Below are 19,362 nucleotides of genomic sequence, written 5' to 3' on the forward strand. Positions count from 1 at the left end.
CATATGGAAACTGTACCCCACCCCGCGCAAGAAGGCACTTCGTTGTCCGATAGGGACACGGGTGTTCCCCTTGAGGTTCACAATGCGCCGCAATGCACCGCGGTGAACGACATCCTCGCGCGCGTCGGCGACAAATGGTCGGTTCGTGTCGTGATGGGGCTGGCCGACGGGTCGCGGCGGTTCAACGAATTGCGGCGCGATATTCCGGGTATTTCGCAGCGCATGCTGACGCGCACGCTGCGCGGGCTGGAGCGCGACGGGCTGGTCAGCCGCACGGTCACCCCTAGCGTGCCGCCGCGGGTCGACTATGCGCTCACCGCGCTGGGGCGCTCGCTGTGCGATCCGGTGGCGCAGCTGGGCAATTGGGCGATTGCGAATATCGGCAAGGTCGAAGCCGCGCGTGCGGTCTATGACGGCGGTCAGGACTAGGCCGAAAGGTCGAGCTTTTCGCGCAGCATGTCGAGCGCGGCGCGCAGCGCGGCGATCCGTACGCCGTCGCGGCCGATCGGTCCGAAATGCTCTTCGCGATGCTTCAGCGACTCATCGGCGCTAGCGAGCGCAAAATGGACGAGGCCTTCCTCGTCATCCTTGCCCGCGGGCCCGGCGAAACCCGTGATCGAGATCGCCAGCTGCGCCTGCGACCGGTCGAGCGCGCCCGCGGCCATCGCCTCGGCGACCGCGCGGCTTACCGCCCCGCAATTCGCCACCAGATCGTCGGCCAGGCCGAGCAGGTCGCATTTCGCCTGGTCCGAATAGGCCACGAAGCCGCGATCGAAGACACGGCTGTAGCCCGGGACATCGGTGAACAGCGCGGCGAGCAATCCGCCGGTACAGCTTTCCGCGGTCGCCAGCTGCCACTCCGCATCCTTCGCCGCGCCCAGAATGCGCTCGGCGAGATCGCAAACATCTCCCGGCAGCGCTGCTTCAAGTTCTTCTGCCATACGGTACGGTGAACGTGCCAGTGAAACTCCGGGTTCCCGCTGTACGAACCGCATGGCCCGCGCTACCCGAACCGTGCGGAAACCTATTCCTTTTCGTTGTCCTCGTCTTCCCCGGACTCGTCATCGTCGTCTGCCTCGTCATCGTCGTCGATATCGCTGAGGTCGGGGAATTTCGCCCCGCTCTCGCGCATGGCCTCGATCCGTTCGATCGCGCGGCGGCCCGGTTTGGGGAAATGCGGGTCGTTGGCGAGCGTCTGCAGCAGGGCGATGCCGTCGTCATGCCGTCCCAGCCGCGCCAGGTCATAGGCGAGGCCGATACGGAACGCGGTGGTCTGGGGTGCGCGGTTGAAGGCCGCGAGATAGGCATCGTGCATCATCGATCCTTCGCGCCCTTCGCGTGCGTAGCTGCGGGCGAAGCGATAGAGCGCCTCGGCATTGGTGGGATCGGTCCGGTTGGCGATCTGGAAATGCCGGCGCGCATGCGCCCAGGCTTCGCTGTCGGTGCTTTCGTCCTCGTACAGCCGATGGCTCAGAATGCGGCCCTTGACGAGATTGGCGCGCAAATGGCCAGGATCTTCGGCCAGCGCCCGATCGGCGGCCGCCTCGGCGGCGATGAAATAGGGTCCGCCCATTTCCTTGTCCGCGACCGCATCGTCGTCCTTGTGTTCTTCCTTGTATTCCGCGCGCTCCTTTTGCTCGAGCCCCAGTTCGGCCGCGGCCATTTCGGCATAGGCATCGGCGCTGAGCGTCCCCTCGCGGGCGAAGGCGGCAAGATCGTCGCGCGTGCCTTCAAGCTTGTTCCTGCCCAAGCGGCGCAGGCGGAGTTCGAGCATCCGGCCCTCGGCGATGGATAAGGTGCTCAGCCTGACGTCCTGGGACCAGGGGAACGGTTCCGTCGACACGCCATATTCGATATCGCGGCGCACATGACGTTCGAGCTGGATTTCGAGCTGGCGCAAATCGCCGAACACGGCGCGCGCGGCGGGCAGGGGTTTCTCGCCAGCGGCGAGCCGATCGATATAGGCGGAAATGCGCGCGCCGCGATCCGGCGCGGTATACAGCATATGTGTGAGCCCCCACGACCAGCCGTAAAAGCCGGTAATGACCTTGCCCTCGTCATCGGGCCATGAGAGCAGGCGCTCGATCTGGGCATCGTCGTGATAGCGCAGTTCGGGGCCGCGATGGGTAGCGGGTTTGCCATAGGTCCAGCTGCCGTCCTTGCCGAATTCGACCGTCGCAAGGAATTCGGCGAACCCTTCGATGAGCCATGCGGGTGCGGGCACGGCGAACTCGTTGAATATGAAATGATGGGCATATTCGTGGAACAGAACGCGCTGGCCGGTCAGGCTGCGCCACCCGCCGCCCCCGCGATGGGCGATGGCATAGGTCCCCTCGATATCGGGCGAGTAATATCCCGCCACGCCGCGCCAGCCGAGCAGCTTCTGGACACCGCGACTGCCGTCGAGCAGGTAGATCGTGATCGGGTCCTTGCCCGGCCGATCGGGCTTGTCGTACCAGAACCGCAGCAAGCCATCGAACCGTTCGAGATCGTTGGCGAAATCGGTCAACTCATCTTCGTCGCCAGCCGAATAGATCGTGAAATGCTGCGTGTCGGCGCGCTTCCAGATGTCATCGGCGGCCTGCGCGGGCGAGGCGAGCAAGGCAAGACAGGCCGTCAGCGCGGAAAGAATCCTGAGCATGGATAATAGACCCCCGTAACGGGCCCTGCGATGGCCCGGACACGGCCGAGCGTAGGCACGCCGCGCGCGACAATCAAACGAAACTATAGGGGTCGATGTCCACCGCCACGCGCACGCCGGGTGGATGGTCGATCGCGGCCAGCCAGCGGCGGATGACCTGCTGCAATTGCACGCTGCGCCGCGCGTTGATCAGGAAGCGGTAGCGATAGCGGCCGCGCAGCAATGCCATCGGGGCGGGCGCGGGGCCGAGGATCATGCATTCGGCGACATCGGGGCGGAAGGCGCCAATGCGGTTGGCCGCCTCGCGCGCCTCACCATCGTCCTCGCTCGAAATGATGATCGAGGCCCAGCGGCCGAAGGGCGGGGCGCCGGCCTCGCGGCGCATCTCGCTTTCGGCCGAATAGAAGGCATCGCGGTCGCCCGCGGCCAGCGCGGCAATCACCGGCGCGTCGGGGTGGCGGGTCTGGAGCAGCACTTCGCCCGGTTTCGAACCGCGCCCCGCGCGCCCGGCGACCTGCGCGACCTGCTGGTAGGTCCGCTCGCCCGCGCGCAGATCGCCGCCCTCGAGGCCCAGATCGGCATCGACCACGCCGACCAGCGTCAGCTCGGGGAAATGGAACCCCTTGGTTACCAATTGCGTGCCGACGATCACGTCCACCTCGCGTGCCTCCACCGCAGCGATGAACTCCGCCGCGCGGCCTGGCGAATTGAGCGTGTCCGAGGTGGCGACAAAGACACGCGCCTGCGGCAGCCGCTCGGCCACTTCGTCTGCGATGCGTTCGACCCCGGGGCCGCAGGCGACGAGGCAGTCGGGCTCGCCGCATTCGGTGCAGGTCTTGGGGGCGCGCGCCTCGTGCCCGCAATGGTGGCAGGCGAGCCGGTTGGTGAAGCGGTGTTCGACCAGCCACGCGCTGCAATTGGGGCATTGGTAGCGAAAGCCGCAATTGCGGCACAGCGTCAGCGGGGCATAGCCGCGCCGGTTGAGGAACAGCAGCGATTGTTCGCCGCGCTCCAGCCGCGCCTCGATTCCGTCGACCAGCCGCTGCGCCAGCCACATGCCCTGCGGCGGCTTCTCCTCGGTCAGGTCGATTGTCTCGATCGTGGGTATTTGCGCCCCGCCGTAGCGGCTCGGCAGGTCGATCTTCGCATAGATCCCGCTTTCGGCCATCTGCAGGCTTTCGAGCGCGGGGGTGGCGCTGGCGAGCACCACGGGCACCTGCTCGAAATGCCCGCGCATCACCGCGACGTCGCGCGCATTGTAGCGCACGCCCTCTTCCTGCTTGAAGCTGGTCTCATGCGCTTCGTCGACCACGATCAGGCCGAGCCGTGCGAAGGGCAGGAACAGCGCCGAGCGCGCGCCGACCACCACCTGCGCGCTGCCTTCGGATACGGCGCGGTAGGCGCGTCGGCGCTCGGTCGATTTGAGCGAGGAATGCCACAGCACCGGCGGCGCGCCGAACCGCTCCTCGAAGCGGTGCAGGAAGTTTTCGGTCAACGCGATTTCGGGCAGCAGGACCAGCACCTGCCGCCCCATCCGCAGCGCCTCGGCGACGGGTTCGAAATAGGTTTCGGTCTTGCCCGATCCGGTCACCCCGTCGAGCAGGAAGGGGGCAAATTCCGCCTTGCGCACCGCGTCGGAAAAGATGTCCGCCGCTTCGCGCTGCTGCGCGCTTAGCGCGATCTCGACGAAATCGGGCCGCGCGGGCGGATAGGGGCGGTCGCAATCGACCTCCACCGGTTCGAGCGCGCCCTGGTTGAGCAGCCCGCGCAGCACGCCTTCGGAAACCCCGGCGATCCCTGCCAGTTCGCGGATCGTCGCCTGCTCGCCTTCCAGCGCGCCCAATGCCGCCTCGCGCTGCGGGGTCATGCGTTCGGGCATGCCGCCGGTCAGCCGGTATTCGGTCATTGTCGCGGGGCCCTTGAGCGCGCCGCCCGATGCCAGCGCCATCCGCGCCACGCTGGCGAGCGAGGCGACGTAATAGTCGGCGGTCCATTCGATCAGCCGCCTGAGCGCGGCGGACAGCGGCGGCACGGGCAGCACCCCGCGCAGATTGCGCAGCTTCTCCACCGGAACTTCGGTTCCCGGGAGCCGTTCAGCTTCCCAGACGATTCCGATTACCGTGCGCGGACCCAGCGGGCATTCGACCACGGAACCCGCAGCGACATCCATGCCCTCGGGCACCTTGTAGTCGAGCGGGCCGAGAGCGGCATTGAGGACGAGACAGCGCACGCGGTTCATGGCCCGGCCATATGGGCGGCGACAGGCGCGTGAAACAAGGGCAGGATGCAATGAGGACCAGCGATATGACCGATATTCTCGTAAAACCCACCGGACGGCGCGGCTTCCTTGGCGGGGCCATGGCCGGGGGCGGCCTGCTGCTGCTGCCCGCCTGTTCGACGATCCCCGGTTTCGGGATGGTCGATGCGGTCCAGCGGATCCTGTTCCTGTCGAGCGAGCGCGCCTTTGCGCGGATGCTTGAGGGCGGCGGCTTCTGGGACGAACAGGTCGCGCAGGTCGGCTTCGGCGAGCTGCTCGGCGCGCGCGGCGATGTGGTGTCGCGTATCCTGACCTCCGCATTGTTCAAGAGCCGGCTCGAAAACGCCTTCGGCGATATCGCCTATGAAGGCGCGCAGCGCGCGGCACCGCTGGTGACCGATGCGGTGCGCACCATCGGCATCCAGAACGCGATCGACCTCGTGCGCGGCCGGCCCACCGCGGCGACCAGCTTCCTGCGCGATTCGATGGGCCGCAGCCTGGTCGAGGCGATGGTGCCCGAACTGGGCGAGGCGCTGCGCGTGGCGCAGGACCCGCTGGTGGCAGAGCTGGTGCAGGGTCTGGCCGGGGTCGATCTGGCGGGCGCGGTTACGCGCTTCGCCGGCACTATCGACACCATCATCTGGCGCGAGATCGGGACCGAGGAAGCGGCGATCCGCCGCAACCCGCAGGCCACGCGCGACCCACTGATCATCGGCGTGTTCGGCGCGGGCGCGCAGTACTAGCCGCAGGCCATATCGGGCGCTAAGGCTCTGCGGGAATCGCAATTCCCCCGGAGCCTCGCGCATGAAATTCTTCGTCGACACCGCCGATATCGCCGACATCAGGGAAATGGCCGACACCGGCCTGCTCGACGGCGTCACCACCAATCCCTCGCTGATCGCCAAATCGGGCCGTGACTTCATGGAAGTGACGAAGGAAATCTGCGATATCGTGGACGGCCCGGTCAGCGCCGAAGTCGTCGCGCTCGATCACGACACGATGATGAAAGAGGCCGAAACGCTGCGCAAGATCGCGGACAATGTCTGCATCAAGGTGCCGCTGACGATCGACGGGCTCAAGACCTGCAAGAAGCTGACCGCCGATGGCACGATGGTCAATGTGACGCTGTGCTTCTCCGCCAACCAGGCGCTGCTGGCGGCCAAGGCGGGCGCGACCTTCGTTTCGCCCTTCGTCGGGCGGCATGACGACAACGGCTTCGACGGCATGGCGCTGATCCGCGATATCCGCCTGATCTACGACAACTATCCGAATTTTTCGACCGAGATCCTCGTCGCCTCGATCCGCAATCCGGTGCATGTGCTCGAAAGCGCGCGGATCGGTGCCGATGTCGCGACCATGCCCGCGGCGGTGATCAAGGGCCTGTTCAAGCATGTCCTGACCGAAAAGGGCATCGAGGGCTTCCTCAAGGACTGGGACAAGACGGGCCAGTCGATCCCCACCGCATAAGTGAGCGAACAGACCCCTCTCGACCGCTTCAAGCAGGCGCTGACCGGCGCCAGCCGCGCGCTTGCGCATGAAGCGGAAGTCGAGGTGGCGTGGAGCGCGGATGCTCCGACCCAGTCGGGCAAGAACTTCCGCGTGCCGCTGCCCGGGCGCAATCTCCCGCGCGAGCAGGCGATCGAAGCGCGCGGCTTCGCCGACAGTTTCGCGCTGCGGCTGCGGCATCACAGCGAAGCGCTGCACGGCAAGGGCGCACCGCCCGAACCGATCGCGCGCGCCTGTTACGACGCGATCGAACAGGTCCGCTACGAAGCGATCGGGGCGACGCGCTATGCCGGCATTCGCGGCAATCTCGACGCGGCGGTCGAAATGCGCACCGCATCCGATCCGATCGTGCGCGCCGAGGCTGCCGGCGATGTCCCGCTGCCCACCGCGCTGTCGCTGATGCTGCGCGAAGCGCTGACCGGCGAGGCGGTGCCCGAACGTGCGCGCGCGGCGGTCGATCTGGTGCGCGAGGATATCCTTGCCAAGATCGGCACCGACATGGACGGGCTGGCCGATGTGCTCGACGACCAGCGCGCGTTCCAGAACCTGACGCTCGACATCCTGCGCGATCTCGATCTGACGCTGCCCGAGACGCCCGAACCGACCGATGCCGAAGATGGCGAGGACGAGGAAGGCGAGAACCCCGAGGACCAGGACGAAACCGACGAGGAAGACGAGGGCGGGGCCGAACCCGATGCCGCCGATGCCCGTTCGGAAGTGACCGACGGCGAGGCCGAGGGTGATGCCGACCAGGACGTCGAGGGCGAACAGGAAATGTCCGATGGCGATCCGTCGGACGATGGCGAGGAAGGCATGCAGCCCGTCCGCCCCAATCGCCCGTGGACCGACTTCCCCGAAGGCTTCGACTACAAGGCCTATACCCACAAATTCGACGAGGAAATCGAAGCCGCCGAGCTGTGCGACAATGAAGAGCTCGACCGTTTGCGCGCCTATCTCGACAGCCAACTGGCGGGCCTGCAGGGCGTGGTCACCCGGCTGGCCAACCGGCTGCAGCGCCGGCTCATGGCGCAGCAGAGCCGCAGCTGGGATTTCGACCAGGAAGAAGGCATGCTCGATGCCGCGCGCCTGACCCGCGTGGTGGTCAGCCCTGGCCATGCGCTGAGCTACAAGATCGAACGCGATACCGAGTTCAAGGATACGGTCGTCACGCTGCTGATCGACAATTCGGGCAGCATGCGCGGGCGGCCGATCTCGATCGCCGCGATCAGCGCCGATATCCTCGCGCGCACGCTCGAACGCTGCGGCGTGAAGACCGAGATTCTCGGTTTCACCACCCGCGCGTGGAAGGGCGGGCAGAGCCGCGAGATGTGGCTCTCCGACGGGCGGCCCGCGAACCCCGGCCGGCTCAACGATCTGCGCCACATCCTCTACAAGAAGGCCGACGAACCGTGGCGCCGCGCGCGCCGCAACCTCGGCCTGATGATGCGCGAAGGCCTGCTCAAGGAAAACATCGACGGCGAGGCGCTGATGTGGGCGCATGACCGCCTGCTGCGCCGCTCCGAGGACCGCCGCATCCTGATGGTCATCTCCGACGGCGCGCCGGTCGACGACAGCTCGCTGTCGGTCAACCCCGCGGGCTTCCTCGAGGGCCATCTGCGCAAGGTGATCGACTGGATCGAGAACCAGTCGCCCGTACAACTCGCCGCAATCGGCATCGGCCACGACGTCACGCGCTATTACAAGCGATCGGTCACGATCATGGATGTCGAGCAGCTTGGCGGGACGATTATCGAGCAATTGGCCAATCTGTTCGAGATCGAGAAATAGGCCGCGCCTGTTCGCGCATCGTCATCCCCGCGCAGGCGGGGATCCCGCTACTGCGAAGCTGGCGAGGAAGTGAGCGGGACCCCCGCCTTCGTGGGGGGCGACGGGCCGGGGGGCCGGGGTCAGAAGCCGCAAATTGGGGCGCCTGCTTGCAGGCGAGGAGGAGAGACAAGCTACCATGAACGTTACCGAAGCCGTCCAGACGCGCCGTTCCGTGCGCGCTTTCAACGATCAGCCGGTCGAGCGCGAAACGCTTACCCGCATCCTCGAGAAGGCGCAGCGCAGCCCCTCGGGCGGCAATACGCAGCCGTGGCACGGGATCGTCCTGACCGGCGAGCCGATGCAGGCGCTGTTCGACCGCGTCGCGCAGGACCTGCCCAAGGGGCGCGCGGCGTTTGCGCCCGAATACAATGTCTATCCGCCCGAGCTCGACGACGCCTATGAACAGCGCCGCCGCGGTGTGGGCGAGGACATGTATGGCGCGCTCGCAATCTCCCGCGAGGAGAAGGGCAAGCGGCTGATGTGGTTCGCCAACAATTTCCGAGCCTTCGGGGCGCCGGTGCTGATGCTGGTCCACACGCCCAAGTACATGGGCCCGCCGCAGTGGAGCGATATCGGCATGTGGCTGCAGACCGTGGGCCTGCTCGCGCGCGAGGAAGGGCTCGACACCTGTTTCCAGGAAGCCTGGGCGGTCTATGCGCCGCAGATCCGCGAAATGGTCGATATTCCCGAGGATCACACCTTCTTCTGCGGTGTCGCGATCGGTTACCGCGACGAGGAAGCCGCGGTGAACAATTTCGCCGTGAAGCGCGCCGGGATCGAGGAAAGCGTGCGCTGGGAGGGGTGGGGCTAGGCCGGCTGCGGGTACCAGCGCCGCGGATCGCCTTTCGCCAGCCGCGACTGGATCAGCCACACCGCCACACCGTATATCGCCGCATTCACCGCTGCAAAAATGCCCCAGAACTGGCCTGCGGAGGTAAGTTCGACAAGCTGCCAGCGCGGGTTGGTGGCAAGCTGGCTGAACCCCGCCATCAGCAGCCCGGCATAGCTATAGGCCAGATGCACCTGATGCGCGCGCAGCGCCTCGACATCGCGCGTCTTGCGCCAGCGCCACAGCTTCGCGACCCCGAACAGGAGCGCGCCGAAGCCGAACAGCACGAAAACATGAAAGAAGCCGAAGCGGGTCCCGAAAAACGGCATCACCGTGGCGCGGACGGGGACGACCGAAACCACGGTGACGAACATGGCGGCGATATAGCCGCTGCCCATCGTCCGGTGCCGCAGCGTGCCCTTCGGTAGCAGGAAAATCATCGCGCCCAGTATGATTGCGATGCTTGCTGCACCCAGATGCACCAATACCAAAGGGGATAGGTCGCCGAGCATACCGCGTCTCCTAATGTATTGCACCAGTAACACACTTGGCAAACCGTCGCAATGTGCCGCTTGACCCGCACTATGCGCGCCGCCACACGCCGGATATGACCGACACGCCGCTCAAGCTGTTCAACTCGCTCACCCGCGAGCTGGAGGAATTCACCCCCGTCCACCCCGGCGAGGCGCGCGTCTATTCCTGCGGGCCGACGGTCTACAACTACCCCCATATCGGCAATATGCGCGCTTATGTCTTCGCCGATGTGCTGGGACGCACGCTGAGCTGGAAGGGCTACGACCTCACCCACATCATCAACATCACCGATGTCGGCCATCTGACCGACGATGGCGATGCGGGCGAGGACAAGATGGAGAAGATGGCTGCCGCCAAGGCGCAGTCGATCTGGGACATCGCGAAGCACTATACCGAGGCCTTCTGGGCCGATGTGAAAGCGCTCAATATCCGCGAGCCGGCCAAATGGTCGGTGGCGACCGATTATATCGGCGAGATGATCGACTTCGCGAAGGGCATCGCCGACCAGCATTGCTACGAGCTCGACAGCGGGCTCTATTTCGATGTCTCGACCGTGGCCGATTACGGCCGCCTCGCGCGTGCGGTGACCGAGGAAGGCGAGGGCCGGATCGAGACCGTCGCGGGCAAGCGCAATGCCGCCGATTTCGCGATCTGGCGCAAGACCCCGGCGGGCGAGACGCGGCAGATGGAATGGGATTCCCCGTGGGGCAAGGGCGCGCCCGGCTGGCATCTCGAATGCTCGGTCATGGGCGAGAAGCTGCTCGGCTTTCCCTTCGACATCCATACCGGCGGGATCGACCACCGCGAGATCCACCATCCCAACGAGATCGCGCAGAACCAGGCCTTCTGCGGCTGCGGCGGATTGTCGGAAGCGACCAATTCGGGCGCGAAGATCTGGATGCACAACAACTTCCTCGTCGAGCGCAGCGGCAAGATGAGCAAGTCGTCGGGCGAATTCCTGCGGCTGCAATTGCTGCTCGACAAGGGCTACCACCCGCTCGCCTACCGCATGATGTGCCTGCAGGCGCATTACCGCAGCGAGCTGGAGTTTTCGTGGGAAGGGCTGGGCGCTGCACTGACCCGCCTGAAGCGGATCGTGATGGCGGTCGAGAACCTCAAGGCCCGTCATGCTGAACTTGGTTCAGCATCCATTTCGCCCCCCGCACAATGGACTCTGGACCAGCTTCAGGGTGACGGAATGGGGATGTTTCAGGACCTGATCCTCACCTTCGACGAGGCGATCTCCGACGATTTGAACACACCGATCGCGCTGACCTTGCTCGAGCAGGTGCTGGCGAAGAAGAAGGTCAGCCCGGGAAAGAAGCTTGAAGTGGTGTCGGCGATGGACAGCATCTTCGGCTTCGGTCTGCTCAACCTGACCCGCACCGACCTCCGTATCCGCCCCAAAGACGCGGCCATTACCGAGGACGAGATCGAGGCCGAACTCCTGCGCCGCAAGCAGGCGCGCGCGGCCAAGGATTTCGCCACCTCCGATGCCATCCGCGACAGCCTTGCAGCCGCAGGCGTAGAGGTTATGGATGGCGATCCGCTCGGATGGGAATGGAAGCTCTAAGCATGGCCAAGGCCGACCCGCAGACGCTGCTGTGGCAGCACCTCAAGGACGCGCCCCGGGAGCTGGAATTCCTCCGCGATCACGAGGCCGAGGGCTTCACCCTGCCGTTCTACTGCGCCGCGGCGCATCTCGCGATCGAGGTCGATGACGACCCTTTCCGCGCCAATGAGAACGGCGCGCGCGAACGCTGGAAGGAACGCCACCGGGTCGACATCATGCAGGTCCCGCCGACCCATGTCCTGCGCAATGCGGGCGAAGTGGCCGCGGCAATCCTCGACATCGCCACCCGCCGCAAGGAACGGTTTGCGAAATAGCGCCCGAGCGGCAATGGAGGCGTCGAGGGAGAATTCGATGACCAAAGCCGTCCTGTCCGCCATGATCCGCCCGCTGGTCGAACCGCGCCTGCCCGAATGGGTCGAGCCGCTGTGGTTCATGAGCAAGGAACAGGCGCTGGAATTCGCGCCGCAGGCGGAGATCGGCTGGTTCGACCTCAACGAAAAGGAACCGATGATCGAGATCGCGCGCGCCGCGACCGGGCTCAAATGGATGAACTCGATCTATGCCGGGCTCGATTTCATGCCGCTCGACCTGCTCGCCGAGCGCGGCGTGGTGGTCACCAATGGCGTCGGCATCAATGCGATCACCATTGCCGAATATGTCGTCATGCTGATGCTCGCGCATGCCAAGGGCTACCGCGACGTGGTGCGCGCGCAGGACCGCCACGAATGGCTGCTCGACAGTCCGGGCAAGCGCGAACTGGCGGGCGAGCGCGTGCTGCTGCTGGGAATGGGCGCGATCGGATCGCTCATAAAGACGAGGCTTGAGGCGTTCGACATGAAGGTCGTGCCGGTGCGCCGCTCGGGCGCGGACGGCGCGCTTAAGCCCGGCGAATGGCGCGAGAAGCTGGGCGAGTTCGGCTGGGTCGTGCTGGCGGTCCCCTCGACCGCGGAAACCCGCCACATGATCGGCGCGATGGAACTGGCCGCGATGCGCCCCAATGGCGTGCTGGTGAATATCGCGCGCGGCGACGTGGTCGATCAGGCGGCGCTGGTCGAGGCGCTGCAGCAGGAGAAGATCGAGGCCGCGCTGCTCGACGTGACCGATCCCGAACCGCTGCCCGAGGATCACCCGCTGTGGGACCTCGAGAATGCGCAGGTTACCATGCACCTGTCGGGCCGCGCGCAGACCAAGATGTTCCAGCGCAGCGCGGACCGCTTCATCGACAATCTCGAACGCTGGCAGCGCGGCGAACCGGTCCAGCCGCAGATGGATCTGGGTCTCGGCTACTGACACGTCCGCAGGCCTCTGTTAGGCCTGCAAAAAGCCGGGAAGACTCGGGTCGCGTATTTCTGTTCACGCCTGCCTGTGCGGGCCGCGAAGGGGGGAATCGCGTATGACCGAGCCACGCAAGGCGTCCGACCTGTTTATCGAGTGTCTCGAAGCCGAGGGCTGCGAGTACATCTTTGGCGTCCCGGGCGAGGAAAACCTCGACTTCCTCGACAGTCTCAGCCGCTCCAAGCAGATCACGCTGGTGCTCACGCGCCATGAACAGGGCGCCGGCTTCATGGCCGCGACCTATGGCCGCCACACGGGCAAGACCGGCGTCTGCATCGCAACGCTCGGCCCCGGCGCCACCAATTTCGTCACCGCCGCCGCCTATGCGCAATTGGGCGGCATGCCGATGATGATGATCACCGGCCAGAAACCGATCAAGAAATCGAAGCAGGGCCAGTTCCAGATCCTCGACGTGGTCGCGATGATGGAACCGATCACCAAATATACGCGCCAGCTGCATGCGGGCGACAACATCCCCAGCCGCGTGCGCGAAGCCTATCGCCTCGCGGAGGAGGAGAAGCCCGGCGCGGTCCATCTCGAACTGCCCGAGGATATCGCCGAGGAACCGACCGACGCCGCGCCGATCCCGCGCAGCGTCGCGCGCCGGCCCAGCGCCGAACCCAAGGCGGTCGACCAGGCGGTTGCCGCGCTCGAACAGGCCAGCAAGCCCATCCTCGTCATTGGCGCGGGCGCCAACCGCAAGATGACCGGCAAGATGCTCGCTGAATTCATCGAGAAGACCGGCATTCCCTTCGTCACCACGCAGATGGGCAAGGGCGTGCTCGACGAGCGGCACCCGCTGTTCCTCGGCTGCGCGGCGCTGTCGGCGGGCGATTTCTGCCACCGCGCGATCGAAGAAGCCGACGTCATCGTCAATGTCGGCCACGACGTGATCGAGAAGCCGCCCTTCTTCATGCGCCACAACGGGCACACGGTGATCCATGTCAGCAACCGCAGCGCCGCGGTCGATCCGGTTTATTTCCCGCAGATCGAGGTGATCGGCGATATCGCCAATGCGATCTGGCAGATCAAGGAAGACATCACCCGGCAGGACCATTGGCAGAGCGCCGAACTCAAACGCTATCACCGCGCCGAGCTCGAACATACCGAGAGCCTCGCCGCCGACACACGCTTCCCGATCTTCCCGCCGCATCTCGTCCAGCAGGTGCGCGAGAGCATGCCTGATGACGGGATCATCTGTCTCGATAACGGCGTCTACAAAATCTGGTTCGCGCGCGGCTATTGCGCCTCGCAGCCCAACACCGTGCTGCTCGACAATGCGCTCGCCACGATGGGCGCGGGGCTGCCCAGCGCAATGATGAGCGCGATGCTTTATCCCGACCGCAAGATCATGGCGATCTGCGGCGATGGCGGGTTCATGATGAACAGCCAGGAGATGGAAACCGCGGTGCGTTTGGGGCTGAACCTGATCGTGCTGATCCTGCGCGACGATGCCTATGGCATGATCCGCTGGAAACAGGCGAACATGGGGTTCGAGGATTTCGGCCTGACCTATGGCAATCCCGATTTCGTCAAATATGCCGAAAGCTACGGCGCGCAGGGCCACCGCGTCGAAAGCAGCGATCACTTAAGCGAACTGCTCGCGCATTGCCGCGATACGCCGGGCGTCCATCTGATCGACTGCCCGGTCGATTACACCGAGAACGACCGGATATTGAACCACGATATCAAGGAACTGAGCGCGAAGCTCTGAGATTGACCGGGTGAAGGAGACGACATGCCCACGCTCAAGGACACCTATCCGCTCTATCTCAACAACAAGGCCGCGCAGCCGAACACCGATCTGGCGGTAACCGACAAGTTCACCGGCGAGGTGGCTTTTCGCACCGCGCTCGCCAGCCCCGAGATCATCGACGAGGCGATTGCGGGGGCGGTGAGGGCGGCCGAACCGATGGCGCAGCTCGCCAGCTACGAACGCCAGGCGGTGCTGCAGCATTGCGTCGAGCGGTTCACCGAACGCTTCGACGAGCTCGCCTATGCTTTGTGCGTCGAAGCGGGCAAGCCGATCAAGGACAGCGAGGGCGAGGTTACCCGGCTGATCGACACCTTCCGTATCGCAGCGGAAGAATCGGTGCGCATGGTTGGCGAGGTCATGCCGTTGGATATCTCCGCGCGCGCCAGGGGCTATCAGTCGATCTGGAAGCGCTATCCGATCGGGCCGTGCAGCTTTATTTCGCCGTTCAACTTCCCGCTCAACCTCGCCGCGCACAAGATCGCGCCCGCGATCGCGGTGGGGTGCCCCTTCGTGATGAAGCCCGCCAGCAAGACCCCGCTGGGCGCGATCATCATGGGTGAGGTGCTGGCCGAAACCGACCTGCCCGAAGGCGCGTTCAGCGTGCTGCCCGCCAGCCGCGACGGGGCCGACCTGTTCACCGTGGACGAACGGCTCAAATTGCTCAGCTTTACCGGTTCGCCCGCCGTCGGGTGGGATTTGAAGGCGCGCTGCGGCAAGAAGAAGGTCGTGCTCGAACTGGGCGGCAATGCGGCGGTGGTGGTCGACCACGACGCCGATCTCGACGATGCGCTCGAGCGGATCATTTTCGGTGCCTTCTACCAGAGCGGGCAAAGCTGCATCGGCGTACAGCGGATCATCGTGCATGCAGATGTCTACGACCGCTTCAGGGACATGCTCGTCGCCAGGACCAAGACGCTGGTTGCGGGCGATCCCAAGGACCGCGACACCTTCATCGGCCCGATGATCTCCGAAGGCGAGGCGAGCCGCCTCAAGGGCTGGATCGACGAGGCGGTCGAAGGCGGCGCGGCGCTGCTCACCGGCGGCGGCTGCAAGGGCAATATGCTCGAGGCAACGCTGCTTGAGGGGGTGGACAAGGATGCCAAGGCACTCAACGAAGAAGCCTTCGGCCCGCTCGCCATCCTGCAGAAGTTCGAGCATTTCGACGAGGCGCTGGCCGAAGTGAACCGCTCCACCTACGGGCTGCAGGCGGGCATCTTCACGCGCGATTTGTTCAAGATGTTCGATGCCTGGGACCGGCTAGAAGTCGGCGGCGTGGTGATCAACGACGTCCCCAGCTACCGCGTCGACAACATGCCCTATGGCGGCGTGAAGGATTCAGGGTTGGGGCGCGAGGGCACCAAATTCGCGATGGAGGACATGACCGAGATCCGGAACCTGGTGATCCGGCGCGGGTGATTTGGGCGGCGGAAGGGCCGGTTCGTGCTTTGTCCGCCTGAAAGCAGACGGTTTGTAAACGACCCGATTGCGGACATTGGGTATTTGGCTTAGCAATTCTACATGGACAGCTTCGACCTTTTCGAGAAGTTCGTTGGGATGCTGGGGTGAGGTGGCTCATTACTTGCGTCGTGGCACTAGTGTCACTCTTATCCGCTTGCTCGAAGACGAACGATTCCGACCGGTTGCCATACGGCACGAGGGAAAATGCAAGGCTTGCGGCTGAAGAGTGTGGGGTCAAGACCTGGTACTGGGGAAAGGCAATCCCGATGCATGGTCCAGACTCTGAGCATCCATCTTTTGCTTTTGATCCTGAGCTAGATTCGGATGGCAAATCCAATGAAGCTAATTTCAGCAAGATTTATGATTGCCTTCACGCCTCGTTCGCGCGGCAGAAGGTGCGGATCAATTTAGCAGGTGCCGCCTAGCCGAAACCGGACATCTCCTCGATCCTCATCATAGGAGAATGTTAGCAATAGTAGTCCGCTTTCCACCCAAATTCAGCCGTTCCCACAATACGTAACGCGTGACGAAAGCTGCCATGCGTACAGCCTCAGCTCTCTTCAAGAAGGAGCAATTCGCAACGTACAATCAGCCGCGGCTCGGGGGTGAGGCGGTGTTCGACTTCCACGACGCCTGCATCGGCGACCAATTGGCCGGGGATGGCGAATTCGTGATCGGGCAGGGCGGCCACGAACTCTTCGCCGGCCTCGACCGCATCGCCGCCTGCGAACAGGATTGCGAGGCTGTGCCGCGTGCCCGCGAAGGTGATGCTGGCCCAGGCCTTCTCGGTATGCGTCAGCACCTGCCCGCGATGCTGGTGCAGGTCGGCCAGCGCGGCGCGCAGGCGATCGGCGGCGGTGCGGCGTGCGCGCGGCGGGCGGGGCGGGGCTGTTTCATCCGACATGCGCGGTCTCCTGCGTGGATGCTGCTTCGCGCGCCGCCTGGAATCCGGCCATGAAACCGCGGATGCGCTGTTCGGTGCGATCGCGCGGCTCGCGGCCCATGCGCAGATCGAGCACGAAGCGCGGATCATGCGCCGCAAGGCGGCCGAACTTGGTGGCCGCCATCTCGTGCTGGCGAAGGAATTTCTCGACGGATCGGATCAGCATCGCGGGCTCCCCAATAGGCTGGTCAGACAGGCGAATCGCTCGCCGTGTTCCTGATTCGTTCCAGCCGAAATCCTACTTGTCTAGGAAAAATCCTATGCTATAGGAATTTTCTCGCATGCTCCGTCCTGCGCGACGCGGGTCGGATGACGGCGGGCTTGAGGACACGGTCTTATGAGTGAAGCGATGACGCCGGACCGCGCGAAGCTGGTCGAACTGGCCGAGGCCGGGCGCACCAGCCTTGCCTCGCTATCCGCCATGCTCGGCCGCAATCCCAGCTATCTGCAGCAATTCGTACGCAAGGGATCACCGCGCAAGCTGGAGGAGGCGGACCGGCGGCGGCTGGCCGAGTTCTTCGGCGTGTCCGAGGTCGAACTGGGTGCCCATCCAACCCATGCGCACACCGTTGCCGCGGACGAGTTCATCACCGTACCCCGCCTCCCGCTCGATGCCTCGGCGGGGCCGGGCGCATTTTCGGCGGAGGAAATTTTCTTCGACAGCTTCCGCTTCAGCCGCCGCTGGCTGCGCGAAATGGGGCTGGAGGGCGCCGATCTCACCGCGATCCGCGTCGAGGGCGACAGCATGGAGCCGACGCTGCGCAGCGGCGACGAGATCTTCGTCGACCGCAACAAGCGTTCGGGCGAAGGCATCCATGTCGTGCGCATCGGCGATGCGCTGCACGTCAAGCAGGTCCAGGCCAGCGCACCGGGCCGCATCGCGCTGATCAGCGCCAACGAAAGCTACGCCCCGATCGACCTCGCGCGCGACGAGGTCGAGGTGATCGGCCGGGTTGTATGGAAAGGGGGGCGGGTGTGACCCGCCACGCCGCTACGAGGGCCGCTTGATATAATCGTCCGAGCGCAGCGTGAGCATATAGTCAGCGATCACCTCGATATCCTCGTCGACCAGGTCGACATCCATCTGCATCGGGTAATTGTGTGCATCCGACAGGAAGGTCACCAGCGTGTCGCGCGTCAGGCCGGGGCTGTTGGCGATGTCCGCGAAGCCCGGCGCCTGCGGGTTCACCGATACCGCATTGTCCTTCACCGCGTGGCATTCGCCGCAGATCGCGGTGACATAGTCGGGCACTGCATCCGCATCCGCCGCGGCAGTGCTCGGCGCCGCCGCCGGGGCGGCTACGGGGCCGGCGGATTGGCAGCCTGCCAGCAACAGGAACGCCAGGGCCATGACTTCGACTATTCGCACGGTAACTCTCCTTTGCCTGCCCGATAGCACAAAGTCGGAGATGCGCCTTGTTTTCGATCACAAACCGGACCACTTTCCCCAGCAATGGAAAACAGCACGCAAACGCCCGCTACCCCGCCGATGAAGGCGGGCATCGTCCCCGTAACCCCGCTGCAGCAGAATTGCTCGCTGATCTGGTGCACCGCGACCAACAAGGGCGCGCTGATCGATCCGGGCGGCGATCTCGACAAGCTCAAGGCGGCGGTCGCCAAGAGCGGGGTGGAGCTGGAGAAGATCCTCATCACCCACGGCCATCTCGATCATTGCGGCGAGGCGGGCGTGCTGGCGAAGGAACTCGGCCTGCCGATCGAGGGCCCGCACGAGGCCGACCGTTTCTGGATCAGCCGACTCGACGAAGACGGCGCGAAATACGGTATGCAGGCCGAAGTGTTCGAACCCGACCGCTGGCTGGTTGACGGCGACACCGTCACCGTCGGCGACCTCACGCTCGAGGTCATCCACTGCCCCGGCCACACGCCCGGTCACGTGGTCTTCTTCCACCGGCCGAGCAAATTCGCCGTAGTCGGCGACGTCTTATTCCAGGGCAGCATCGGCCGCACCGATTTCCCGATGGGCAACCACCAGGACTTGATCGACGCGATCACGCAGAAGCTGTGGCCGCTGGGCAATGACGTGACCTTCATCCCCGGCCACGGCCCGACCAGCACCTTCGGCCAGGAACGCCAGACCAACGCCTTCGTGAGCGATTACGCGCTTTCTTGATTTTTCTAGGATGCGCTATCGACCTCCGTCGATACGGTGCCGCAAGGGAAGCGCGGACGCGCTTCCCGCACGCAACAAGAACCTCCTACATCACGCCCAGCGTGATCAGCACCGCCACCACGGCAAGGCCCAGCTGTACCAGCATGGTGATGATCACCCCGAGCGGGCGACCGCGTGCCAGCGCGCCGCCATCCATGCCGAGTCCGTGCGCCACGCGTCCGAGCATATAGGCCGCGACCACCCAAGCGAGCCATTCGCCGCCCTTTGCCGCCAGTTCGATTGCCGCGACGAGAACCAGCACGAAGGCAGTGTTCTCGACGAAATTGAGCTGTGCGCGCATGCGCGCGGTCAGCGGGCCCCCGGCATCGTCGCCGATCGAAACCTTCTGTTGCGCGCGCATCTGCCCGACGCGGATGCTGAGCCAGATATTGATAATGGCGGCGGCGGCTGCCGCGGTAAGCGTAACCGGCAGGATAATGCCCATGCTCGTCTCTCCCCTTGCGATCCGTACGATACGGAATACGGTTGCGGTGCTAGGGCGATGCCGCGTGCCGCGCAACGCCAACAGACGG

At 64.9% G+C, this 19,362-nt stretch carries 20 protein-coding genes; 12 read left to right on the plus strand and 8 right to left on the minus strand.

Annotated elements, in window-relative coordinates; all coding sequences use genetic code 11:
- The first annotated feature begins 102 nt into the window (after positions 1–102).
- Positions 103–429: a winged helix-turn-helix transcriptional regulator gene (locus V6B15_RS03415; protein ID WP_230833467.1), complete on the plus strand. Its 327-nt coding sequence runs from the start codon at positions 103–105 to the stop codon at positions 427–429.
- On the opposite strand, the gene V6B15_RS03420 is transcribed toward V6B15_RS03415, so the two are convergent.
- The 3 genes from V6B15_RS03420 to V6B15_RS03430 form a co-directional block, all read right to left on the minus strand.
- The gene (locus V6B15_RS03420) at positions 426–941 is read right to left on the minus strand and encodes a CinA family protein (protein ID WP_334200034.1); all 516 of its coding nucleotides are present in this window, start codon (positions 939–941) and stop codon (positions 426–428) included. The two genes, V6B15_RS03415 and V6B15_RS03420, sit on opposite strands and share 4 nt — an antisense overlap.
- A gap of 83 nt (positions 942–1,024) precedes the next feature.
- Positions 1,025–2,641, minus strand: a complete 1,617-nt coding sequence (locus tag V6B15_RS03425) for a hypothetical protein (protein WP_334200035.1) — start codon at positions 2,639–2,641, stop codon at positions 1,025–1,027.
- A 73-nt stretch (positions 2,642–2,714) separates the two neighbouring features.
- Positions 2,715–4,880: a primosomal protein N' gene (locus tag V6B15_RS03430; RefSeq protein ID WP_334200036.1), complete on the minus strand. Its 2,166-nt coding sequence runs from the start codon at positions 4,878–4,880 to the stop codon at positions 2,715–2,717.
- Between the two features lie 65 nt (positions 4,881–4,945).
- On the opposite strand from V6B15_RS03430, the gene V6B15_RS03435 reads away from it, so the two are divergent.
- The 4 genes from V6B15_RS03435 (at position 4,946) to V6B15_RS03450 (ending at position 9,042) form a co-directional block, all read left to right on the plus strand.
- Positions 4,946–5,641, plus strand: a complete 696-nt coding sequence (locus tag V6B15_RS03435; RefSeq protein WP_334200037.1) for a DUF4197 domain-containing protein — start codon at positions 4,946–4,948, stop codon at positions 5,639–5,641.
- Positions 5,642–5,702: 61 nt separating this feature from the next.
- Positions 5,703–6,365 carry a fructose-6-phosphate aldolase gene (gene fsa, locus V6B15_RS03440; RefSeq protein WP_334200038.1) on the plus strand — a complete coding sequence of 221 codons (663 nt, stop codon included), beginning with the start codon at positions 5,703–5,705 and terminating at the stop codon, positions 6,363–6,365.
- A complete protein-coding gene (gene cobT, locus V6B15_RS03445; RefSeq protein ID WP_334200039.1) occupies positions 6,366–8,192 on the plus strand; it encodes a cobaltochelatase subunit CobT in 1,827 nt (608 codons plus the stop codon).
- 175 nt (positions 8,193–8,367) lie between these two features.
- Positions 8,368–9,042 (plus strand): nitroreductase, encoded by a 675-nt coding sequence (locus tag V6B15_RS03450; RefSeq protein WP_334200040.1) that lies wholly within the window; start codon positions 8,368–8,370, stop codon positions 9,040–9,042.
- Here the strand turns inward: V6B15_RS03450 and V6B15_RS03455 are convergent.
- Positions 9,039–9,500, minus strand: a complete 462-nt coding sequence (locus tag V6B15_RS03455) for a hypothetical protein (RefSeq protein WP_334200041.1) — start codon at positions 9,498–9,500, stop codon at positions 9,039–9,041. The two genes, V6B15_RS03450 and V6B15_RS03455, sit on opposite strands and share 4 nt — an antisense overlap.
- Before the next feature lie 167 nt (positions 9,501–9,667).
- On the opposite strand from V6B15_RS03455, the gene cysS reads away from it, so the two are divergent.
- The 5 genes from cysS to V6B15_RS03480 all read left to right on the plus strand — a co-directional run bounded on the left by cysS (position 9,668) and on the right by V6B15_RS03480 (position 15,674).
- Complete coding sequence (gene cysS, locus V6B15_RS03460) at positions 9,668–11,167, plus strand: cysteine--tRNA ligase (RefSeq protein ID WP_334200042.1); 1,500 nt, start codon at positions 9,668–9,670, stop codon at positions 11,165–11,167.
- Between the two features lie 2 nt (positions 11,168–11,169).
- Positions 11,170–11,481 carry a DUF559 domain-containing protein gene (locus V6B15_RS03465; RefSeq protein ID WP_334200043.1) on the plus strand — a complete coding sequence of 104 codons (312 nt, stop codon included), beginning with the start codon at positions 11,170–11,172 and terminating at the stop codon, positions 11,479–11,481.
- A gap of 37 nt (positions 11,482–11,518) precedes the next feature.
- Positions 11,519–12,457 carry a D-2-hydroxyacid dehydrogenase gene (locus tag V6B15_RS03470; RefSeq protein WP_334200044.1) on the plus strand — a complete coding sequence of 313 codons (939 nt, stop codon included), beginning with the start codon at positions 11,519–11,521 and terminating at the stop codon, positions 12,455–12,457.
- 103 nt (positions 12,458–12,560) lie between these two features.
- Positions 12,561–14,216: an acetolactate synthase large subunit gene (locus V6B15_RS03475; protein ID WP_334200045.1), complete on the plus strand. Its 1,656-nt coding sequence runs from the start codon at positions 12,561–12,563 to the stop codon at positions 14,214–14,216.
- Positions 14,217–14,240: 24 nt separating this feature from the next.
- Positions 14,241–15,674, plus strand: coding sequence for an aldehyde dehydrogenase family protein (locus V6B15_RS03480; RefSeq protein ID WP_334200046.1), 1,434 nt, complete (start codon positions 14,241–14,243; stop codon positions 15,672–15,674).
- A 592-nt stretch (positions 15,675–16,266) separates the two neighbouring features.
- On the opposite strand, the gene V6B15_RS03485 is transcribed toward V6B15_RS03480, so the two are convergent.
- Together V6B15_RS03485 and V6B15_RS03490 are read right to left on the minus strand one after the other, a co-directional pair.
- On the minus strand, positions 16,267–16,620 hold the full coding sequence (locus V6B15_RS03485) for a hypothetical protein (RefSeq protein ID WP_334200047.1): 354 nt from the start codon (positions 16,618–16,620) through the stop codon (positions 16,267–16,269).
- A complete protein-coding gene (locus V6B15_RS03490; protein WP_334200048.1) occupies positions 16,610–16,825 on the minus strand; it encodes a hypothetical protein in 216 nt (71 codons plus the stop codon). The genes V6B15_RS03485 and V6B15_RS03490 overlap by 11 nt, the downstream gene beginning before the upstream one ends.
- A 171-nt stretch (positions 16,826–16,996) precedes the next feature.
- On the opposite strand from V6B15_RS03490, the gene V6B15_RS03495 reads away from it, so the two are divergent.
- A complete protein-coding gene (locus V6B15_RS03495; RefSeq protein WP_334200049.1) occupies positions 16,997–17,638 on the plus strand; it encodes a S24 family peptidase in 642 nt (213 codons plus the stop codon).
- 12 nt (positions 17,639–17,650) lie between these two features.
- Here V6B15_RS03495 and V6B15_RS03500 read toward each other — a convergent pair whose 3' ends face one another.
- The gene (locus V6B15_RS03500; protein ID WP_334200050.1) at positions 17,651–18,028 is read right to left on the minus strand and encodes a hypothetical protein; all 378 of its coding nucleotides are present in this window, start codon (positions 18,026–18,028) and stop codon (positions 17,651–17,653) included.
- Positions 18,029–18,148: 120 nt separating this feature from the next.
- Here V6B15_RS03500 and V6B15_RS03505 point away from each other — a divergent pair, with 120 nt between their 5' ends.
- Positions 18,149–18,790 (plus strand): MBL fold metallo-hydrolase, encoded by a 642-nt coding sequence (locus V6B15_RS03505; RefSeq protein WP_253523437.1) that lies wholly within the window; start codon positions 18,149–18,151, stop codon positions 18,788–18,790.
- A gap of 85 nt (positions 18,791–18,875) precedes the next feature.
- Here the strand turns inward: V6B15_RS03505 and V6B15_RS03510 are convergent, their stop codons facing one another.
- Positions 18,876–19,274: an MAPEG family protein gene (locus tag V6B15_RS03510; RefSeq protein ID WP_334200051.1), complete on the minus strand. Its 399-nt coding sequence runs from the start codon at positions 19,272–19,274 to the stop codon at positions 18,876–18,878.
- Between the last annotated feature and the right edge of the window lie 88 nt (positions 19,275–19,362).

This window comes from Qipengyuania sp. Mu-71, from assembly GCF_036867055.1.
Classification (GTDB): domain Bacteria; phylum Pseudomonadota; class Alphaproteobacteria; order Sphingomonadales; family Sphingomonadaceae; genus Qipengyuania; species Qipengyuania profunda.